This window comes from Burkholderia anthina, from assembly GCF_001547525.1.
Lineage (GTDB): Bacteria > Pseudomonadota > Gammaproteobacteria > Burkholderiales > Burkholderiaceae > Burkholderia > Burkholderia semiarida.
In genome coordinates, this window is record NZ_CM003769.1 from 640783 (window position 1) to 659492 (window position 18710).

The 18710-nt window shown below is 67.3% G+C and carries 19 protein-coding genes; 9 read left to right on the forward strand and 10 right to left on the reverse strand.

Annotated features, from left to right (window positions below):
* Positions 1 to 34: 34 nt before the first annotated feature.
* Together deoA and WS64_RS19015 are read left to right on the forward strand one after the other, a co-directional pair.
* Entirely contained in the window at positions 35 to 1351 is a 1317-nt protein-coding gene (gene deoA, locus WS64_RS19010; RefSeq protein ID WP_060967305.1) for a thymidine phosphorylase, read from the forward strand.
* Between the two features lie 25 nt (positions 1352 to 1376).
* On the forward strand, positions 1377 to 1766 hold the full coding sequence (locus WS64_RS19015; RefSeq protein WP_059578857.1) for a cytidine deaminase: 390 nt from the start codon (positions 1377 to 1379) through the stop codon (positions 1764 to 1766).
* A 34-nt stretch (positions 1767 to 1800) separates the two neighbouring features.
* Here WS64_RS19015 and WS64_RS19020 read toward each other — a convergent pair whose 3' ends face one another.
* The 4 genes from WS64_RS19020 to msrB all read right to left on the reverse strand — a co-directional run bounded on the left by WS64_RS19020 (position 1801) and on the right by msrB (position 6410).
* Positions 1801 to 2916: an aromatic ring-hydroxylating oxygenase subunit alpha gene (locus tag WS64_RS19020; RefSeq protein WP_060967496.1), complete on the reverse strand. Its 1116-nt coding sequence runs from the start codon at positions 2914 to 2916 to the stop codon at positions 1801 to 1803.
* Between the two features lie 259 nt (positions 2917 to 3175).
* The gene (gene msrA / locus WS64_RS19025; protein WP_060967306.1) at positions 3176 to 3919 is read right to left on the reverse strand and encodes a peptide-methionine (S)-S-oxide reductase MsrA; all 744 of its coding nucleotides are present in this window, start codon (positions 3917 to 3919) and stop codon (positions 3176 to 3178) included.
* A 60-nt stretch (positions 3920 to 3979) separates the two neighbouring features.
* Positions 3980 to 5845, reverse strand: a complete 1866-nt coding sequence (locus tag WS64_RS19030; protein WP_060967307.1) for a cytochrome c biogenesis protein DipZ — start codon at positions 5843 to 5845, stop codon at positions 3980 to 3982.
* A 34-nt stretch (positions 5846 to 5879) separates the two neighbouring features.
* A complete protein-coding gene (gene msrB / locus WS64_RS19035; RefSeq protein WP_060967308.1) occupies positions 5880 to 6410 on the reverse strand; it encodes a peptide-methionine (R)-S-oxide reductase MsrB in 531 nt (176 codons plus the stop codon).
* 510 nt (positions 6411 to 6920) lie between these two features.
* Between msrB and WS64_RS19040 the strand changes: the two genes are divergently transcribed.
* Positions 6921 to 7349, forward strand: coding sequence for an antitoxin Xre/MbcA/ParS toxin-binding domain-containing protein (locus WS64_RS19040; RefSeq protein WP_059578845.1), 429 nt, complete (start codon positions 6921 to 6923; stop codon positions 7347 to 7349).
* Positions 7346 to 7819 (forward strand): RES family NAD+ phosphorylase, encoded by a 474-nt coding sequence (locus tag WS64_RS19045; RefSeq protein ID WP_059578842.1) that lies wholly within the window; start codon positions 7346 to 7348, stop codon positions 7817 to 7819. Before WS64_RS19040 ends, WS64_RS19045 begins: the two co-directional genes overlap by 4 nt.
* Before the next feature lie 225 nt (positions 7820 to 8044).
* Here the strand turns inward: WS64_RS19045 and WS64_RS19050 are convergent, their stop codons facing one another.
* The 3 genes from WS64_RS19050 to WS64_RS19060 all read right to left on the reverse strand — a co-directional run bounded on the left by WS64_RS19050 (position 8045) and on the right by WS64_RS19060 (position 11387).
* Positions 8045 to 9361 carry an aspartate aminotransferase family protein gene (locus tag WS64_RS19050; protein WP_060967497.1) on the reverse strand — a complete coding sequence of 439 codons (1317 nt, stop codon included), beginning with the start codon at positions 9359 to 9361 and terminating at the stop codon, positions 8045 to 8047.
* Positions 9362 to 9480: 119 nt separating this feature from the next.
* A complete protein-coding gene (locus WS64_RS19055) occupies positions 9481 to 10722 on the reverse strand; it encodes a phosphotransferase (RefSeq protein ID WP_208606858.1) in 1242 nt (413 codons plus the stop codon).
* Positions 10719 to 11387 (reverse strand): haloacid dehalogenase type II, encoded by a 669-nt coding sequence (locus WS64_RS19060; protein ID WP_059644914.1) that lies wholly within the window; start codon positions 11385 to 11387, stop codon positions 10719 to 10721. Before WS64_RS19060 ends, WS64_RS19055 begins: the two co-directional genes overlap by 4 nt.
* Positions 11388 to 11731: 344 nt before the next feature.
* Here WS64_RS19060 and WS64_RS19065 point away from each other — a divergent pair, with 344 nt between their 5' ends.
* Positions 11732 to 12223, forward strand: coding sequence for an Lrp/AsnC family transcriptional regulator (locus tag WS64_RS19065; RefSeq protein ID WP_060967309.1), 492 nt, complete (start codon positions 11732 to 11734; stop codon positions 12221 to 12223).
* 175 nt (positions 12224 to 12398) lie between these two features.
* Here the strand turns inward: WS64_RS19065 and WS64_RS19070 are convergent, their stop codons facing one another.
* Together WS64_RS19070 and WS64_RS19075 are read right to left on the reverse strand one after the other, a co-directional pair.
* Positions 12399 to 12677: a hypothetical protein gene (locus WS64_RS19070; protein ID WP_060967310.1), complete on the reverse strand. Its 279-nt coding sequence runs from the start codon at positions 12675 to 12677 to the stop codon at positions 12399 to 12401.
* On the reverse strand, positions 12671 to 12994 hold the full coding sequence (locus WS64_RS19075; RefSeq protein WP_060967311.1) for a hypothetical protein: 324 nt from the start codon (positions 12992 to 12994) through the stop codon (positions 12671 to 12673). Before WS64_RS19075 ends, WS64_RS19070 begins: the two co-directional genes overlap by 7 nt.
* 444 nt (positions 12995 to 13438) lie before the next feature.
* Here WS64_RS19075 and WS64_RS19080 point away from each other — a divergent pair, with 444 nt between their 5' ends.
* The 3 genes from WS64_RS19080 (at position 13439) to WS64_RS19090 (ending at position 15863) form a co-directional block, all read left to right on the forward strand.
* A complete protein-coding gene (locus WS64_RS19080) occupies positions 13439 to 13756 on the forward strand; it encodes a co-chaperone GroES (protein ID WP_034209415.1) in 318 nt (105 codons plus the stop codon).
* An 80-nt stretch (positions 13757 to 13836) separates the two neighbouring features.
* A complete protein-coding gene (groL, locus tag WS64_RS19085; protein WP_060967312.1) occupies positions 13837 to 15459 on the forward strand; it encodes a chaperonin GroEL in 1623 nt (540 codons plus the stop codon).
* A gap of 116 nt (positions 15460 to 15575) precedes the next feature.
* On the forward strand, positions 15576 to 15863 hold the full coding sequence (locus WS64_RS19090) for a hypothetical protein (RefSeq protein ID WP_059644964.1): 288 nt from the start codon (positions 15576 to 15578) through the stop codon (positions 15861 to 15863).
* Between the two features lie 105 nt (positions 15864 to 15968).
* On the opposite strand, the gene WS64_RS19095 is transcribed toward WS64_RS19090, so the two are convergent.
* Positions 15969 to 16874, reverse strand: coding sequence for a manganese catalase family protein (locus WS64_RS19095; protein ID WP_059578827.1), 906 nt, complete (start codon positions 16872 to 16874; stop codon positions 15969 to 15971).
* Positions 16875 to 17353: 479 nt separating this feature from the next.
* On the opposite strand from WS64_RS19095, the gene WS64_RS19100 reads away from it, so the two are divergent.
* The gene (locus WS64_RS19100) at positions 17354 to 18661 is read left to right on the forward strand and encodes an Nramp family divalent metal transporter (protein ID WP_060967499.1); all 1308 of its coding nucleotides are present in this window, start codon (positions 17354 to 17356) and stop codon (positions 18659 to 18661) included.
* The last annotated feature ends 49 nt before the right edge of the window (positions 18662 to 18710 follow it).

The window sequence follows — 18710 nt, forward strand, 5'->3', positions numbered from 1 at the left end:
GCAGCCGACTCCGACCGATCGAAGCGAGGCAACGATGTTTCTACCGCAGGAATTCATTCGCAGGAAGCGCGACGGGCAGCCGCTCGATCGCGACGGGATGGCCGCGTTCGTGCGCGGCGTGACCGACGGCAGCGTGACGGAAGGCCAGGTGGCCGCGTTCGCGATGGCCGTGTATTTCAACGACCTGAGCACGGACGAGCGCGTCGCGCTGACACTCGCGCAGCGCGATTCCGGCGACGTGCTCGACTGGCGCGCGCTCGATCTCGGCGGGCCGGTGATCGACAAGCATTCGACGGGCGGCGTGGGCGATGTCGTATCGCTGATGCTCGGGCCGATGGTGGCCGCGTGCGGCGGCTACGTGCCGATGATCTCGGGGCGCGGGCTCGGCCATACCGGCGGCACGCTCGACAAGTTGAGCGCGATTCCCGGCTACGACGTGATGCGCGAGACGGACGCGTTTCGCCGCACGGTGCGCGAGGTCGGCGTCGCGATCATCGGGCAGACCGCGCGGCTCGCGCCGGCCGACAAGCGCATCTACGCGATCCGCGACGTGACGGCGACCGTCGAATCGGTCGCGATGATCACCGCGTCGATCCTGTCGAAGAAGCTCGCGGCGGGGCTCGACGGGCTCGTGATGGACGTCAAGGTCGGCTCCGGCGCGTTCATGCCGACGGCGGAGAAATCGGCGGAGCTGGCTCGCAGCATCGTCGACGTCGGCAACGGCGCCGGCATGAAGACGACCGCGATCCTCACCGACATGAACCAGTCGCTCGCGCCATGCGCGGGCAATGCGCTCGAGGTCGCATGCGCGATCGATTACCTGACGGGCAAGTCGCGCCCCGCGCGGTTGCATGACGTGACGATGGCGCTGTCGGCTGAACTGCTCGTGACCGGCGGGTTGGCGCGCGATGCCGCCCATGCGCGAGAGAAGTTGCAGCACGCGCTCGACTCCGGCACGGCGGCCGAGCGTTTCGCACGGATGGTCGTCGCGCTCGGCGGTCCCGCCGACCTGCTCGACGCGCCCGCGCGGCATCTGGCGCGGGCGGCGGTGATCGTGCCGGTTCCGGCGCCCGCGAGCGGCGTGGTGCGGCGCGTCGATTGCCGCGCGCTCGGGCTGGCGGTGGTCGCGCTCGGCGGCGGCCGCACCCGCGCGGAGGACGCGATCGACGTCAGCGTCGGCCTGACGGCGCTCGCGGAGATCGGGCAGCGCATCGAGGCCGGCGAGCCGCTCGGCTTCGTGCACGCCCGCGACGAAGCAACGGCGGCCCATGCGGCGGATGCGATTCGCCGCAGCTATGTGCTCGGCGAGACCGGCGAAGCGCCGCCGACCCTTTACCAGCAGATCGGCTGACCTCTGCTCCGGGAGACATCACACGATGGAACGAGACGAACTGATCGAACAGGCGAAGGCGGCGCGCGAACGTGCGTATGCGCCGTATTCGCGCTTCAAGGTCGGCGCGGCGCTGCTGGCGCAAGACGGAACGGTTTTCCACGGCTGCAACGTCGAGAACGCGTCGTACGGCCTGTGCAATTGCGCGGAACGCACGGCGATGTTCGCCGCGATCGCCGCCGGCTATCGGCCGGGGGATTTCGCGCGGCTCGCGGTCGTCGGCGACACCGACGGCCCGATCGCGCCGTGCGGCGCATGCCGTCAGGTGATCGTCGAGATCGGCAAGCCCGACATCGAGGTGATCCTCGCCAACCTGAAAGGCGCCGTCGAGATCACGACGGCCCGCGCATTGCTGCCGGGCGCGTTCACGCTTTAACGGTGCGCGCGCCGCGGCGAGACCATGCGTCGCCTCACGCGCCGTCGCGCGCGTCGCCGATCGGGATCACGGTGCGCGCGCCGCACTGGCGCAGCAGGTCGCGCAGCTCGTTGATGACCGGAAACACCTCGTGGTTCCAGTCGGCGCCTTGGGCGTCGTGCGCTTCCTGCTCGCGCTCGACGATCCAGCGATCCTCGCGGAAGATGCGCTCGGTGAACCACACGAGCAACGGCCACGCGAGATCGAGCGCGAACGGGATGCCGGGCTTGTGGATCGACAGCAGCCCGAACGTGCGGTTGGTGCGCTGCTCGGCGTCGAGCGGCACGTAGACGATCCAGAGGTCCATCACGAGCGTGCCTTCGCTCGAGCGGATCTGCAGCGTCTGGTACGGATACTCGGTGCGCACCGTCATCACGCTCTTGTTGGCCTGGTCGCCGGGCTTCTTGCTCGAACCGAACACGAGCGCCTCGCCGACCGGCTGCTTGCCTTCCATCCGCGCGAACGTGTAATCGACCTCGACCCAGTCGTCGCCGCGGCGGCGGCCCACCGAGCGCGCGCGCATCTGGCCCATCTGCTTGCGATGCAGGAACTGATGGTTCATGTCCATCAGGTTCTCGTGCATGAACGAGTAGTGACACTTGACCTCGCGGCCGAAGCGGCGCGTCTTGTACGCGGGGTGGTCCGCCGATTCGAGCGCGGGGAACGGGCGTTCGTCGGCGAGCGTGGCGTCGCCCGGGAACACGAAGATCAGCCCGTGCGCCTCGCGGCACGGATACGCACGCACGCCGTTGGGCAAGCGCTCGCGGCCGAGGTAGGGCACGTCGACGCAGCGGCCGCTGTCGCACGCGTAGGTCCAGCCGTGATAGCAGCAGCGCAGCGTTTCGCCGCTCACGACGCCCGCGTGCAGCGGCACCTGGCGGTGCGCGCAACGATCTTCGAGCGCATACACGGCGCCCGATTCGGTGCGCACGAGCACGATCGGGTCGCCCGCGAAGCGCACGCCGAGCGTCTTGCCGCGCTTGAGCTCGCGCGACCACGCGAGCGGGTACCAGTGATCCGGGTGAATGGGCACGCGGCGCAGGTCGCGCACGAGCGCGCCGGTGGACGGTTCTTCGAGGGTATTGCTGTCAGGCAAAGGCACTGCGCGCATGCGTGACGCCTCCTGGCTGGGCGGTTGGTCCGGATGCCGCATCATGCGGCGAGGATCAGGAGAAGTCTACGCGAAGTTGCCGGCCGCCGCGGACGCGATGCGGGTTTGCCCCGGCATCGGGCTCGCCGATTCGTTGACGTGGCGCAAGGCGGCCGCCGCCGATGCATGGCGGCCCGGGGCGCCGCCGTGCGGCGGGCGGCGCCGCGTCACACGCAGCCGCGCGGGTCGGCAAGCGGCTCACGAGTGGCTCACGAGCGGCTCACGAGCGCGCTTCGCGCCACAGCACCGCGTCGGCACGGTACAGCGCCGGGAAGCGCTGCTTCAGCCCGGCGACCTTCGGCAGGTCGTTGAATGCGATATACGGCGCATCAGGATGCAGTTCGAGGTAGTTCTGATGATAGGCCTCGGCCGGATAGAAGCCCTTGTAGGCTTCGACGCGCGTGACCACGGGCACCGGAAACACATGCGCGCTGCCGAGCTGCGCGATGTACGCGGTCGCGACCGCGCGTTGCTGCGCGGTGGTCGGGAAGATCGCGGACCGGTATTGCGACCCTTCGTCGGGGCCCTGCCGGTTCAGCTCGGTCGGGTCGTGCGCGACCGAGAAGAACACCTGCAGCAGCCGGCCGTAGGTGATCTGCGTCGGATCGTAGACGATGCGCACCGATTCCGCGTGCCCCGTCAGCCCCGAGCCGACGAGCGCGTAGTGCGCGGTTTCGGACGCGCCGCCCGCATAGCCGGCGGTGACCTGCTTCACGCCTTTCACGTGCTCGAATACGCCCTGCACGCCCCAGAAGCAGCCGCCGGCGAGCACGGCCGTCTCGTCGTGCGACGCGCCGGGCGTTTCGTCGAGCGTGGGGGCCGGCACGGTGCGCATCGGTTCGGCGGAATTGACGATGCGCTGGTAGCCGAACACGGCGGCCGCCGCGACGGCGACGGCACCGATGCGGCGCAGCAAGGTCGCGCGCCGTCGCGCCGCGGCTTCGCGGGTGGAGATCGGGTTCATCTTTTGCTCCTGTTCAGTGGATGAGAAAACACGGCGGCCGAATGGCGGCGGCGCGCGCGATCAACCGAAAGTGAATGCATACGCATCGACGCCCGGATCGAGAAACTCGATCGCGAACGTGCGGTCGGCGATCGCGCCGGGCTGCCGGACGAGCTGGTACAGACGCTGGCCGGTGACGGTGCCGTAGCCCTGCGCGTCGACGTCGGCGCCGTGCGCGGCACCGGGCGCCGCACCGTCGAGCGTCACCCGAAAGCGCACGGGCCGGCCGTTCGCGCCCGGGCCGAGCACGAGGTGCAGATCGCGCGCATGGAAGCGGTAGACGATCCGGCCGTCCGGCGCGGCGAGCGACGCACGCTCGGCGCCGACGTTCCACGTGCCCGCGAGGCCCCAGTCGTTGAGATCCGGGCGGGTCGGTGCGTCGTAACGGTGCGTCGCATCGCGCACGGCGCCGCCCGGCGACGCGAAGCTCTCCGCGCGTGCATAGCCGACATAGGTTTCGGGCGAACGGACGTCCGCGCTGTCGGCCGCCGCGAGCGCGCCCTTCGCGGGCGCGCCGGCGAGCCCGAGCGGCACGTTCAGCGCGTCCGGATGGCCGGCTTCGGCCAACAGCGACTGGATCGCGCGTTCCGATTGCGCGTATTCGCCTTCGCCGAAGTGGTGATGGCGGATCCGCCCTTGCGCATCGATGAAGTAGTGCGCGGGCCAGTATTGGTTGTCGAAGGCGCGCCAGATCGAATAGCCGTTGTCGATCGCGACCGGGTAGTCGATGCCGAGGTCGTGCACGGCCTTCTTGACGTTGCCGATGTCGCGCTCGAACGCGAACTCCGGCGCGTGCACGCCGATCACGACGAGCCCGTACGGCGCGTACTTGCGCGCCCAGGCCGTCGTGTACGGCAGCGTGCGCAGGCAGTTGATGCACGAATACGTCCAGAAATCGACCAGCACGACCTTGCCGCGCAGCCCGGCCGCCGTCAGCGGCGGCGAGTTCAGCCACTGCACCGCGCCGTCGAGCGACGGCAACGTGCCTTCGACCGGCAGTGCGGCCGCGGTGGCGCCGGCCGTCCGCATCATCGCGCCGCCGGCCGGCGCACCGCCGCCGGTCTGCGCGCCATTGGCTGCCGCGGCCATCATCGCGCCGCTCGTCGCGTTGTCGTTGTCGGTGGCGCCGGTCGCGGCCGGTGCCGCCGGCGCGCCGTTCGCGCGCCCGCCGAGACGGTCGACGAGCTTCGTTTCGAGCCCACCCGTGGTGACGGTCGACAACTGCGCGAGGGCGCCCGTGTCGAGGCCGAGCGCGATCGCGCCGACGCCGGCCAGGAGCGTCGCGCCGATCCCGCGCCGGATCCATTCGCCGGCGCCGAGCGAGCGCTTCATCGCGGCGAACACCTTGCCGCCGATCACGAGCGCGACGCCGAGCGAGGTCGCCGCGCCGGCCGCATACGCGACGAGCAGCAGCGTCGTGCCGACGCTCGCGCCGCGCAGCGCCGCGCCGGTCAGCACGAGGCCGAGGATCGGGCCGGCGCACGGCGCCCACAGCAGGCCCGTCGCGACGCCGAGCAGCAGCGACGACGCCGGGCCGGCCGGGCGGCCGTCGCGTTGCGCGAACCCGGTGAGCCGGTTGCCGGCGGCGACGAGCGGGCGCGTCAGGTGTTCCGCGAAATGCGGCATCAGCAGCGTCAGGCCGAACACCGCGAGCAGCACGATCGCGATCCAGCGGCCAGCCTGGTTGGCCTGCGCGACCCAGCCGCCGCCGACGGCGGCGAGCGTCGCGACGACGGCGAACGTGAGCGCCATGCCGGCGAGCAGCGGCAGGCCGGTGCGCACGAACGGCTGGTCGGCGCGCGCGAACACGAACGGCAGCACGGGCAGGATGCACGGGCTCAGGATCGTGAGCACGCCGCCGAGATAGGCAAGGACGATGAGCAGCATGATGCGTTCTCCAGTCGGACGGAATGGGGCCGGATCAGGCGGCGGCCGGGTGGAAGACGAGCGCGACGCCGTTCATGCAGTAGCGCAGCCCGGTGGGCGCCGGGCCGTCGTCGAACACGTGGCCGAGATGGCCGCCGCAGCGGCGGCAGTGCACTTCGGTGCGGACCATCCCGAACGACGCGTCGGTGTCGGTGCCGACCGCGTGGTCGAGCGGTTTCCAGAAGCTCGGCCAGCCCGTATGGCTGTCGAACTTGGTGGCCGACGAGAACAGCGCGAGGCCGCAGCCGGCGCACGCGAACGTGCCGTGCCGGTGCTCGTCGTTCAGCGGGCTGGTGAATGGCCGCTCGGTGCCGGCCTCGCGCAGGACCGTGTATTGGGCCGGTGTGAGGCGGCGATGCCATTCGGCGTCGCTGTGCGTGATCTCGAACGGGGCGGCCTTCGGCGAGCCGACCGGCGGCGCGGCGAACGCGCGGCCTACCAGCGCGCGGCGGCCGGCGGACGACAGCGCCGCGAGCGCGGCGAGGCCGGTGGCGCCGGCGAACAGCAGATGTCTGCGGGTGGGCATGATGGGCTCCTGGAAGCAGGTCCTGAAAACATGCGCCCATCGTAGGCGGCGGCCGGTGTCGAAGTCCTCACGGAAAGTTAAATGAATCGTGATGTTTTTCGGGTGATCCGGGAAGGTCCGATGAAATCCGTCCAAGCCCCGTCTGACGAGGGTTTGCGGGAAATTGGTGGTCCACCAATTTCCACGGAAATCCGCCACGAGCCGCAACTTTTTGGTGTTTTTTTAGTGTTCGCGATGTGGGGTAGGCTCTGCGTACGAAGGCGCAGGCGGACCTAGTTGCGATATCAAAGGAGGGTGATCAGGCGGGAGCCGTTGACCGTGTGTCCGTAGTCCGCGTGCTGCCGGCGCGCGAACCATGCCTCCGTGCAAAATCCATAGCGAGAGGCCACTACAGCAGGGTCGCACTGGGCTTCAAGTGCCTCAATTCAACCCGCCGTCGGGGAATTTACCTCGATCAGGTATCAAATGGACTATAATCACGTATCATCTGATACCGGATTGGGAGCTGCCATGTCACTCGTTACCCCTGAAGCCGTGGCTGCGGTCATGGGACTGCGACCGGTCCCGCACACACTGGCGGAATTAGAGGCGCTCGTGCGCGACGGCCTCCCTAAGTCTGCGCTGCGTGCCGGCGTCGAACATGCGACGCAAGGTGCCGACGCCCGCCGCGCACTGCTTGCACGCATCATCCCCGAGGCGACCTACAAGCGGCGCCGCGATCGGCTGACGCAAGACGAATCGGAGAAAACCGAGCGCCTGGCCCGGATCGTCGCGACGACCACCTACGTCTGGAACGACGAAGAGGATGCACGAGAATTTCTGTCGACGCCCCACCCTGAGCTGGAGGGACGGGCACCGCTCGATGTCGCGCTGACCGAACTCGGTGCGCGCCGGGTCGAAGAACTGCTCTGGAAGCTGTTCTACGGGCTGCCGGCATGAAGTTGTTTCGCATTGCTGATACGCGACACACGATCTGGAGCGGCACCGGCGCGATGCTTGTCGGTGGCCGCTTTAATAGTCCGGGGCGGCCCGTCATCTACGCGGCGTCGACCTTCGCAGGTGCAATGCTCGAGGTACTCGTGCATGCGCGAATCGGGAAGGTGCCGAAAACACACGGTTGGGTGGAAGCAACTGTGCCCGACGATGTCAGCGTCGAACGCCACACGGCAGAAACGTTGCCGAGAGCATGGGATGCGGCGGCACTGCAGGTAGCACGGCACTTCGGCGACGCATGGCTGACCGAATCGAGGACAGCGCTCCTGATCATCCCTTCAGTCGTCGTCCGGGCAGAATTCAACGTGCTGGTGAATCCGGCGCATCCTGACGCGGCGCGAATCGTCGTGACAGATCCTCAACCCGTGGTGTGGGACGAACGCCTCTTTATCATGCCACCAGCCGGGCAGTCATAGCGCCTCGATGAAGGTCCGCTTGCGGATCATCTCAACACCCGACTCACTGGCTTCGCACAGAACTTGAGCCGCCCGTCGCGGGTCCTCACTTGCTCACAGCACCGCCACGATTCAAAGTTAAATGATTCGTGATGTCTCGCCGGTGGCGGACGGCCAGGCAGGCGCCTGAGCGATTTCATGCGCCGCCCGGAGCGGCCCCCTGCATCGAGTGCCGAATACGACCGACTACAGCGCGGAGAGCACCGCGTCCAGCTCCGTCAGCAGACGGTCGGCGTCGTTGGCGCCAAATACCAGCGGCGGCCGGATCTTCAGCACGCTCGCGTCCGGTCCGGTTGCCGAAATCAGCACGCGACGCTGGCGCAAGCCATTGACGATCTCGAGTGCGGTCGCGATGTCGGTGTCCTTTTTCGTGCGGTCGCGTACGATTTCGACGCCGAAATACAGGCCCGTGCCGCGCACGTCGCCGATACATTCGTATTTCCGTGCCAGCGCGTTCAACCCCTCCAGCAGGATCGCACCGACCCGCTGCACGTTGTCCAGCACCCGTTCGTCGCGCAGCACGTCGAGCGTGGCCTGCGCGGCGGCGATGGCCACCGAATTGCCGCCGAACGTGTTGAAGTAGCGCATGTCCTGGCCGAATCCCGCGACGATCTCGGGGCGCACCACCAGCCCGGCCACCGGATAGCCGTTGCCCATCGGTTTGCCCAGCGTGACGATGTCGGGCTCGACCGCGTGACGCTCGTGCCCCCACATATGCGTACCGCTGCGCCCGAAACCCGACTGCACCTCGTCCGCGATGAACAGGCCGCCCGCGCGGCGTACGACTTCGGCCACCGGCGCCAGCACGTCGGTCGGGTACGCGAATACGCCATCCGACGAGAAGAACGAGTCGGCGATGAACGCTGCCAGACCGCCGCCGTGGCGGCGGATGTCCTCGATCTGCAACGCGACTTGCTCGGCCATGCGCCGGCCGATCTCGGGCAGCGGCACACGGTAGGAATCCGGAGCAGGCACCGTTCGCACATAGGGGCCGAGCAGCGCCTTGCGACCCAGCGACGGCGAAAAGCCCGAGGTGAGATGCGAGTTGCCGTGATACGCCTCGCTGGTCACGATGACGCCCGTCTTGCCGGTGTAGTGCATCGCGATGCGCATGGCCAGATCGTTGGCTTCGGAGCCCGTGCAGGTGAACATCATCTGGCCGTCGCGAATCGACGTATTGAACGTCGCGCGCAGGGCCTCGGCGTAGTCGAGGATCGGCTCCTGCATGTAGCGGGTATGCGTGCAGAGCGTCGAGAGCTGACGGGCAATGGCGTCGACGATGCGCGGGTTGGCATGCCCGACGCAGACGACGTTGTTGTAGGCATCGAGATAGTCGTTGCCTCGATCGTCGTACAGATAGACCTTCTCGCCGCGCACGATCTTCACCGGCTCGGCGTAGAACAGTCGATACGACGGGCTGAGCAGCCGCAGCCGGCGAGCGATGTGCGCCTGCGTGGCGGCGTCGAGGTGAGAGATCGCCGACGGATTGAAGCCGTTCGGCATGTCGCCGCGCAGCGCGTCGGGGGCTTTGCTCGTATCGGCGGCTTCGGCCGGCGTGGTCGGTGTCGATGTCGTGTTCATAGGTCGATCAGGGCGGGTGAGGTGAGCGGGCGAACGAAAAACTAGAGCAACGCACGCGAAACGGTTTCGTGGTCGCGCTGCATGAACCAGCGCAGATGCTCCCATCCGGGACGAGTGAAACGCAGGATGTACGCTTCGTTTTCCGGAAACAGCATCGCACGCCATGAAGTGAGCAGCGCGCGCGCCGCGACGCGCGCCATGGCCAGGTGTGGAATCAAGGCCAGTTCTTCGGCACTCAGCTGAGCATGCACGAGATAGCCACGCAGAAGCTCACGCGCCTGAATGAACAGGTCGTGCGGGGCGTCGGCGTCGAAGTCGAGCGGAAACTGGTTCATGACCGCGGTGGCGACGTCGATGGCGACCGCGGTGTGCACGGTGTCGCCGAAGTCGATGATCCCGTTGACGAATTGCGGGCCGCCCGGGTTTGCGACGATGTTCGAGCGGTTGAAGTCGTTATGTACGACCTGCGTGCGACAACCCCGAAGGGCAGGCTCGATCATCGCGAAGCGGGCGAATGCCTGCTCGATCAGCGAGCGATGCAACGGGTCGGCGATATGGGTTTGCAGCCCTTTCAGGCTCGACAAGTGCTTGACGTCCCACGCCAGTACCCGATGCTCGTTTGGATGACGGAAACTGGCGAGCGCCCGTTGCAACTGCGCCAGCACTTCACCGATCTCGTAATGGTCGACCGTGTCGGCATGCAGCTTGTCGAGCGGCATGCCCTCGAGGTAGCTGTAGAGCCTCGCCGTTCGATGCGGATGGGCCGGTAACGCGAGCGGGACGACAAGCTGCCCCGCCGTACCGGGTATCACGCGCGGCACCGGCAACCGCGGCGCGACCGCGCCGACGTGCCGCATCGCGGCGACCTGCAAATCCAGCTCTTCGGCTGTCTCGCCCGGATTGGAGACCTTCAGTACGTACCGCGCGCCGTCGCGGGCATCGATGCGAAAGGTGTCGTCCTTCTCGGTCGAGAACCGTGTGGCCGATCCGTCGATGCCATAAATGCGGCGTGTGATCGCGACCGCGTCCGATTCGTCCAGACGGGTGAAGCCCACCGACAGGCCGCTGCCCGGCAGTGTGTCGGCGGCAGCCGAAGCAGCGCGGTGCGTGCCGCCGGAAGCAGGGGACGTGGACAACGGCGGCTCCGTGCGAGAGAAGTGGACGACACTGGTGCGGGACATTTTTGACGAGCGATCGGCCTGGGGAACGGCATCATTGGAAACGTGCGAGGCGAGCCCGCGGCAACCGTCGGAGACGGCGCCGGGGCGGTGCGACTTGCTCACAGGCCGAGATGCTCGGCCAGTTCGATGATGCTTTTGACGGGCGTGTAACCGTATTCCGGCGCTTCCGGCTCATGCCCGCGCAGCACATGGGCCTTGTGGACGATACCGAGGTCGTGCGCGGTCATCAGGTCGTAGCGCGGGCTGGACGAGACATGCAGGATTTCGTGAGGCTGCACGTCGAGCTTCCTGAACATGTATTCGAATCCTTGCATTCGCGGTTTGTAAGCGCCGGCGTCTTCCGCCGTGATGACCGCATGAAACGGCGCCCCGAGCTTCTCGATGTTGCTCATGATCTGCGAGTTGTCCGCGTTGCTCAGACCGACCAGCCTGTATTTCTTCGCGAGGCGCGCGAGCCCTTCGGGCACGTCCGGATGCGGTCCCCAGGATGGCACGGCCAGATAGAACTGCTCGGCCTCCCGTTCGACGAAGGCGACGCCGGTGCGCTCGCACGTGCGACGCACCGAATTGACGACGACGTCGCGAAACGGTTTCCATGCGCCGAGCACTTCGTCGCGACGATAGGCGGCGAACAGCTTGACGAAGTTTTCCATGGCGTCGCCACGAAGACGATCGCCATAGATTTCCCGAGCCGTGTCGGCCATTCGGAAGTTGACGAGGGTGCCGTAGCAATCGAAAGTTATGAACTTCGGCTCGAAGTCGATCATGTCGTCAATCTCGATGAGTGGCGAATCCCCATGAGGAATTCTTGAGTGAGGAGGATTGCCGCGATCCGCTTCGGGCAAGCGTCGGTGGCAACGTCGATACGTGAAATTTAAACGGGGGCGACTGCGCTATTCAGCCGAATTGCGCGGCGAGAAAAACAAGATTCCACGCGTTTTCGACGCGATCGACGGCAGCTTCTGCGGTGTGAAACGGCGCGCTGCCGGGTGCCGGGGACAGAACGCAAGATCGTAATTTCGTCACGCCGGCCGGTGGGCTACTATCCGTCTTGGCGCGAGTGCGCAGGCACTCGTCCGGAGGCCCCCGACTGAACGAACGCAGGGCGGAGATGAAAGCGGATTGCACACTTGACCGGCTGGACTTGCGTATTCTGGCCGAGTTGCAGGATCACGGTCGCATGACCAACGTCGAGCTGGCCGACGCCGTCGGGCTTTCGCCCAGCCCGTGCCTGACGCGCATCAAGCGGCTCGAGAACGCGGGATTCATTACGGGCTACGGCGCAACGGTGCGGATCGAGAAGATCGGCGCGTTTCAGATCGTGTTTGCCAAGGTCACCCTCACCGACCATCGTCGCGAAGACTTCGTGCGTTTTATCGACGCCATCAGCGACATCGACGAGATCATGGAGTGCCATCACGCGACGGGCGGCTACGATTATCTGCTCAAGTTCGTCACACGCGACATCGACCACTTCCGCGACCTGATGGAAGGGCTGGTGAAACGCGATATCGGTATCGAAAAGTATTTCAGCTACGTGATCATTGCGTCGCCGATCGTAAAGAGCGGCTTTCGTCTGGACGCGATCTCCGCCGCGGAGTGAAGCAAGCGGTGCACGATCCGTGGCTGAACTGAACGGCAGCGCGGGTTTGCTTCGAGCGAAGTAGCGTGGGGGCGGCCGGTTGCCGGATCGCGTGCCGCTCGTGTCGAGCGGCACGTGTCGACCGGAACCGCGTTCGGGCGCCGCCATGCTACCCGTCTGCCATCCGGGCACCGCATCATCCGGCCTCGTCCGATAGTGCGACAGGCGTTTCGCCTTGACCGCCGCGCTGCGCGGCGGGCTCGTGGCCCCGGCGCGAATGGACGTCGGCCCCGAGCGCGTGGAGAATCGATCGGCCTTTCTTCGTCAGATACGCGCGTCGGCGGCCGGGGGCGCCGTGCTCGAGCATGACGAGTTGCCGTTCGAGCAACGCATCGAGTTCGGCGCGATTCATGTCGAGCTGATCCGGCGCCTGGCACACCAGCATCAGCGTCGCGAATTCGTGCGGGCTCAGCATGGCCGCCCCCCGTCGCGCGCGGAGCCGCCCCCGGCGAGCGTGACGCGGAAAAACGAAACAGGGTGCAGCAGGCGTCCGGGCGCGGCGACCCGACGGCGCGGCGGCTTCGGCCGGCCGATCGCGGCGGGTCGGCCCGCGCCGCGCAACACGAATGGCTTGCGTGTCAAACGTATCCGGGCGCCGGTCGGCGCGAAGCGACCGGTGCCGTTGCGCGCTATCCGCAGGCCGGCCGGCAGACCGGTGACGATGCGGGCGGCGCGTCGTGGTCGGCGGCCGACCCCCGGCAGCCGATCGAAGATGAAGAAAGGATCGTTCATGATTCGCTCCCGGTTGGACCCCGCACGGAGGACGAACCGGACCACGCGCTCCAGTTCGTCGATCCGCGAGCGGTCTCGCTGACAAACAAATCGAAACACGCAGCGCGTAAGCCGCGGCTGCTTGAGCGATACCAAAATAGGACGGGACGCGCGGATTTCAAGCGTCGTCGCGCGACGATTCGCGTGGCCCGGAGCGCCGACCGTCGACGCCGTGTCGACGCTCGTGACGGGGGCGTCGCGGGAACCCCGACCGTTGCGCGAACGTCGCTTTCGCCATGAAACATTTTGTTACATATGCGCGTTCATCGCCCTCTTGAAGCGCGCTTCCCACGCCACTATTTCGCTTTTCGCCAATCGACGGCACGCCGGCGCAGCGCAGCCTTTGCGCGTGCGGGCGCCGGCGGATTCCCTTTTTCAGGTGATCTCATCGCTCAGGAGATGAAAATGCAGATTCGTCCCCTCTACGACCGGGTTATCGTCAAGCGAATCGAACAGCAGCGGACGACGGCCTCGGGCATCGTGATTCCCGATTCGGCCGCCGAACGGCCCGAGCAGGGTGAAGTGATTGCGGTCGGCAGCGGCAGGCTGCTCCAGGACGGCTCGCAGCGCCCGCTGCAGCTCCAGGTCGGCGACCAGGTTCTCTTCGGCAAGTACGCAGGCCAGACCGTGAAGGTGAACGGCGAGGAACTGCTCGTGATGCGCGAAGAGGACGTCATGGGCGTACTCGAACCCGAATCGCAGGCCGCCAGGAAAGCGGCCTGAATGCCGATTCGACCGCGTCGCACGGGTGTCTGCCCGATGCGCGCGGCATCCCGTTCAACGACTGTATCCGGAGCAAGAAAATGAGTGCAAAAGACGTGAAATTCCGCGACGGCGCCCGCCAGCAGATCGTCAAGGGCGTGAACGTGCTGGCCGACGCGGTGAAGGTGACGCTGGGCCCGAAGGGCCGCAACGTCGTGATCGAACGCGGCTTCGGCGCGCCCGTGATCACGAAGGACGGCGTGTCGGTCGCGAAGGAAATCGAGCTGAAGGACCGCTTCGAGAACATGGGCGCGCAGATCGTCAAGCAGGTCGCGTCCAAGACGGCCGACGTGGCCGGCGACGGGACGACCACCGCCACCGTGCTCGCGCAGGCGATCGTGCAGGAAGGCATGAAGCACGTCGCGGCCGGCATGAACCCGATGGATCTGAAGCGCGGCATCGACAAGGCCGTCGGCGCGGTGCTCGACGAGTTGCGCAAGCTGTCGCGGCCGATTTCGACCCACAAGGAAATCGCGCAGGTCGGCGCGATTTCCGCGAACTCCGACGACGCGATCGGCAAGATCATCGCCGATGCGATGGAGAAAGTCGGCAAGGACGGCGTGATCACCGTCGAGGACGGCAAGTCGCTGGAGAACGAACTCGACGTGGTCGAAGGCATGCAGTTCGATCGCGGCTACGTGAGCCCGTATTTCATCAACGACCCGGCGAAGCAGGCGGCCTATCTTGACGACGCGCTGATTTTGCTGCACGACAAGAAGATCTCCAGCGTCCGCGACCTCCTGCCGATCCTCGAAGCGGCGTCCAAGGCCGGCAAGCCGCTGCTGATCGTGGCCGAGGATGTCGAGGCCGAAGCGCTCGCGACGCTCGTCGTGAATTCGATGCGCGGCATCCTGAAGGTCGCCGCCGTCAAGGCGCCCGGTTTCGGCGACCGACGCAAGGCGATGCTCGAGGATCTCGCGATCCTGACCGGTGCGACGGTGATCTCGGAGGAAACCGGCAAGCAGCTCGACAAGGCCACGCTCGAGGATCTTGGCAGTGCGAAGCGTGTCGAGGTGCGCAAGGACGATACGATCATCATCGACGGCGCGGGCGATGCGGCGCGCATCGAGGCGCGCGTGAAGTCGATTCGCGTGCAGATCGACGAAGCGACGAGCGACTACGATCGCGAGAAGCTGCAGGAGCGCGTCGCGAAGCTCGCGGGCGGCGTGGCGGTGATCAAGGTCGGCGCGGTCACCGAGGTCGAGATGAAGGAGAAGAAGGATCGCGTCGACGATGCGCTGCATGCGACGCGCGCCGCGGTCGAGGAGGGCATCGTGCCGGGCGGAGGCGTCGCGCTGCTGCGCGCGCGCGCGGCGCTGTCGGACATCCGCGGCGCGAATGCGGACCAGGACGCCGGCATCCGGATCGTGCTGCGCGCGCTGGAGGCGCCGCTGCGCGTCATCGCGGCCAATGCGGGCGACGAACCGTCGGTCGTGATCTCGAAGGTGCTCGAGGGCAAGGGGAACTTCGGCTACAACGCGGCGACCGGCGAGTACGGCGATCTGGTCGAGGCAGGCGTGGTCGATCCGACCAAGGTCACGCGTACCGCGCTGCAGAACGCCGCGTCGATCGCGAGCCTCGTGCTGACGACCGATGCGACCGTCGCGCAAGCACCGAAAGAGGACAGCGCCGAGCCGGCCTCCGCGCCCGAACTCGGCTACTGACCTGCGTCGCAGGCCCGCCTGCGATGGTCGAACAGCCGCTGGCCGGAGCGGCTTTTGCCGGCGCGCGCGACAGCGGGGGCGCGTCGCGCCGTTTTTTCATGTTTGCGAGACCGACGATGAAGCTCGAACTTTCGATCGATTCCAGGCCGCTGAACGTCGAGATCGACGACGTCATCGCGGGCCTGCTCGCCGCGCGGCTCGGCCTGCCTCCGGACGGCGATCATCGCGGCGCGATCGGCCGCTACCTCGGCGACGCGGCGGGGCCGTGGACGCTCGACGACGACCATATGCGCAAGCGTGTGATGCGCCGCCTGATTCTCGACATCGCCGATCCGACGCTGGTCATCCAGTATCTGATGGCGGACCAGGGCGACCAGAGCCGGTCGGGCGAAACGGGCGCGTGATGCGCGCCGAACGCGCCGCCCGTTCGGCGAGGCGTCGGGCGCGCCGTTGTTCCTGCCGCTTCGCCGGCGCGTCGGCGTCCTCGTCGTACGGCCGGACACATCCGTTCAGGCACTGTCCGGCTTGCCCGGCTTGCGGCCCTGAGGGGCCGGCTGCCCCGCGCCGAGCTCGGCGCCCGTCACCGGGTCGCTGTCCGGATCGGACGCGAGTCGCTGCGCCATCGCCTCGATGGCCTCCGCTTGCTGCGCGTCGAGCATGCCCTCGGCAATTCCGCTGCCGCCGTCGACCGCCGGTTCCGCGGGACGGATTTCCAGTTCGCCGCCGTGGTTCCACGGGCCGACCAGCGGCGCGGCATCCGGCTGCATCCGGAAGTACACGTGATCGTACGGCGCCTTCGGCGGCAGCTTGCCCGGCGGGAAATTCGCGGTGATCGCATACAGCGCCTTCTCGAACGACATCTGGTGCGACACCTCGCGTGTCATCAGGAAGCCCAGCGCGTCGCGAATGTCCGGATCGTCGGTCACGTTGATCAACCGCTCGTAGATGATCTTCGCGCGTGCTTCGGCCGCGATGTTCGAGCGCAGGTCGGCCGTCGGCTCGCCGATCGTGTCGATGTACGCGGCCGACCATGGCACGCCGCCCGAATTGGTCAGCGGCGCGCCCGCGCCGTACAGCACCTGCGTCACGTGGCTGTCGTTGCCCGCGCCGTGCAGCTTGCGGTACAGCTCGGCCTGTTCGTCGACCGCTTCGGCGAGTTCGCCCTTGGCGCCGCGGTTCAGCATCGCGGCCATCGAGCCGATCACTTCGAGGTGGCTCAGCTCCTCGGTGGCGATGTCGAGCAACATGTCCTTGCGGCCCGGGTCTTCCTCGGTGATCGCCTGCGTGAAATAACGCATCGCGGCGGCGAGTTCGCCCTGCGGGCCGCCGAACTGCTCGAGCAGCAGATTGGCGAGGCCGGGATTCGGCGCGCCGACGCGCACCGTGTACTGAAGCCGTGTGTTGTGGATGAACATGGCATCTCCGTGGAAAGGATTGCGCGGGATTCGCGGTGTCGAAACAGCACGAACCGATCCCGCGGGCTGGCCGACGATCCCGGGCATGCGCGATGCTGGCCGCTGCCGGCTACGGTCGACGTGGTGTTGTCGCGGATGCCGAGGCGTGGGTTGTACAACGCGAATGCATCGAGCCAACCGGCAATGGCGGCGCGGCGCGGGTGGCGTCGGGCGCCGACGGCGAACGGTTCGGGAGGGCCGACTTCTCGCGGCGAAGTGGCCGGTTGCCGCCGCAAGCGTGCGGCATGCGCAAGAGCGGAAGCGGTGGTGACGCGAGCACATCGTTGTGACCTGCAATCGTCGTTGCGGGATTTTCAAACGGTTGTCATTTCGGCCGCATGGGCCATGCCATGCCGGCGCGGATGCGGCGCGGCGTGTCGGCGACGGGCGGGGCGAACCGCGTCGGCGGCGCGCGATGCCGGTTTCGTAAAGGAGTGCAGATGGCCACGCTCGACAGGAACGCGGCGACGGAGCGCACCGCGGCGGACATGCGCGCGGTTTTTGCCGGCCGGCGACGCGGGCCGCTGGCGGCGCTGCCGTTCGCTGGACCGGCGATCGTCGCGTCGGTCGCCTATATGGATCCTGGCAATTTCGCGACGAACATCCGGGCCGGCGCGCAATTCGGTTACGCGCTGCTCTGGGTCGTGCTGATGGCGAACGGCATCGCGATGTTGTTCCAGTCGTTGTCGGCGAAGCTCGGCATCGTCACCGGCAGCAATCTCGCCGAACTGTGCCGCGTGCATTTCCCGCGGCCGGTGGTCTTCGGCATGTGGGTCGCGAGCGAGCTGGCCGCGATGGCCACCGAGCTGGCCGAATTCCTCGGCGGCGCGATCGCGCTGTCGTTGCTGTTCGGCCTGCCGACCTTCGCCGGGATGTTCGTGATGGCGCTCGCGACCTACGGCATCCTGCTGGCCGACCGGAACGGGTTCCGGCCGATGGAAATCGCGGTGGGCGCATTCGTCGGCGTGACCGGTCTTTGCTATCTCGCGGAACTGTTCATCGCGCCGGTCGACTGGGCCGAAGTCGGGCGCCATATCGTCGTGCCGGAATGGCCGCGCGGCGAGGCGTTGACGGTATCGGTCGGCATCGTCGGCGCGACGATCATGCCGCATGCGCTGTATCTGCACTCCGGGCTCACGCAGCGACGCGCGTCGGGGCTCGACCACGCGCAGCGCCGGATGATGGTGCGTTTCTCGAACCGGGAAGTGCTCGTCGCGCTGTCCGCCGCCGGCGCGATCAACATGGCCATGATCGTGATGGCGAGCGCGGCGTTTCACGCCGGCCATCGCGATGTCGCGCAGATCGAATCGGCGTACCGGATGCTCACGCCGTTGCTCGGCCAGGCGGCGGCGGCCTGCTTCCTCGTGTCGCTGATGAGCGCCGGCATCTCGAGTTCCGTCGTCGGCACGATGGCCGGGCAGATGATCATGCAGGGCTTCGTGGGGTTTCGGATTCCGGTCTGGCTGCGCAGGCTGGTCACGATGGCGCCCGCGTTCGTCGTCGTCGGGATGGGCGTCGATTCGATGCAGGCGCTCGTGATCAGCCAGGTCGTGCTGTCCGTCGTATTGCCGGTGCCGATGCTCGCGCTGGTTTACTTCTGCGGCCGCCGTGACGTCATGGGCGCCTTTGCGAGCGGACCCATCGCGCGCCGCGCGGCGCTCGGCGCGACTGCCGTCGTCGTCGGGCTGAACGCCGTTTTGCTGGCGCAGCCGATCGGCGCAACGGTTTCGCGATTGGGCGGCAACTGAATGGCCGGGCGCGTCAGCGTCCGGACGGACATGGCGGCCCGTGTTTCGC

Coding starts and splice junctions, on each gene's coding strand:
- WS64_RS19050 (WP_060967497.1), bottom strand. CDS start 9,361: ATGCCGAACGGCTTCAATCCGTCGGCGATCTCTCACCTCGACGCCGCC.
- WS64_RS19045 (WP_059578842.1), top strand. CDS start 7,346: ATGAAGTTGTTTCGCATTGCTGATACGCGACACACGATCTGGAGCGGC.
- WS64_RS19065 (WP_060967309.1), top strand. CDS start 11,732: ATGAAAGCGGATTGCACACTTGACCGGCTGGACTTGCGTATTCTGGCC.
- WS64_RS19040 (WP_059578845.1), top strand. CDS start 6,921: ATGTCACTCGTTACCCCTGAAGCCGTGGCTGCGGTCATGGGACTGCGA.
- msrB (WP_060967308.1), bottom strand. CDS start 6,410: ATGCCCACCCGCAGACATCTGCTGTTCGCCGGCGCCACCGGCCTCGCC.
- WS64_RS19080 (WP_034209415.1), top strand. CDS start 13,439: ATGCAGATTCGTCCCCTCTACGACCGGGTTATCGTCAAGCGAATCGAA.
- WS64_RS19090 (WP_059644964.1), top strand. CDS start 15,576: ATGAAGCTCGAACTTTCGATCGATTCCAGGCCGCTGAACGTCGAGATC.
- WS64_RS19070 (WP_060967310.1), bottom strand. CDS start 12,677: ATGCTGAGCCCGCACGAATTCGCGACGCTGATGCTGGTGTGCCAGGCG.
- WS64_RS19030 (WP_060967307.1), bottom strand. CDS start 5,845: ATGCTGCTCATCGTCCTTGCCTATCTCGGCGGCGTGCTCACGATCCTG.
- groL (WP_060967312.1), top strand. CDS start 13,837: ATGAGTGCAAAAGACGTGAAATTCCGCGACGGCGCCCGCCAGCAGATC.
- deoA (WP_060967305.1), top strand. CDS start 35: ATGTTTCTACCGCAGGAATTCATTCGCAGGAAGCGCGACGGGCAGCCG.
- WS64_RS19100 (WP_060967499.1), top strand. CDS start 17,354: ATGGCCACGCTCGACAGGAACGCGGCGACGGAGCGCACCGCGGCGGAC.
- WS64_RS19095 (WP_059578827.1), bottom strand. CDS start 16,874: ATGTTCATCCACAACACACGGCTTCAGTACACGGTGCGCGTCGGCGCG.
- WS64_RS19060 (WP_059644914.1), bottom strand. CDS start 11,387: ATGATCGACTTCGAGCCGAAGTTCATAACTTTCGATTGCTACGGCACC.
- WS64_RS19015 (WP_059578857.1), top strand. CDS start 1,377: ATGGAACGAGACGAACTGATCGAACAGGCGAAGGCGGCGCGCGAACGT.
- msrA (WP_060967306.1), bottom strand. CDS start 3,919: ATGAACCCGATCTCCACCCGCGAAGCCGCGGCGCGACGGCGCGCGACC.
- WS64_RS19020 (WP_060967496.1), bottom strand. CDS start 2,916: ATGCGCGCAGTGCCTTTGCCTGACAGCAATACCCTCGAAGAACCGTCC.
- WS64_RS19075 (WP_060967311.1), bottom strand. CDS start 12,994: ATGAACGATCCTTTCTTCATCTTCGATCGGCTGCCGGGGGTCGGCCGC.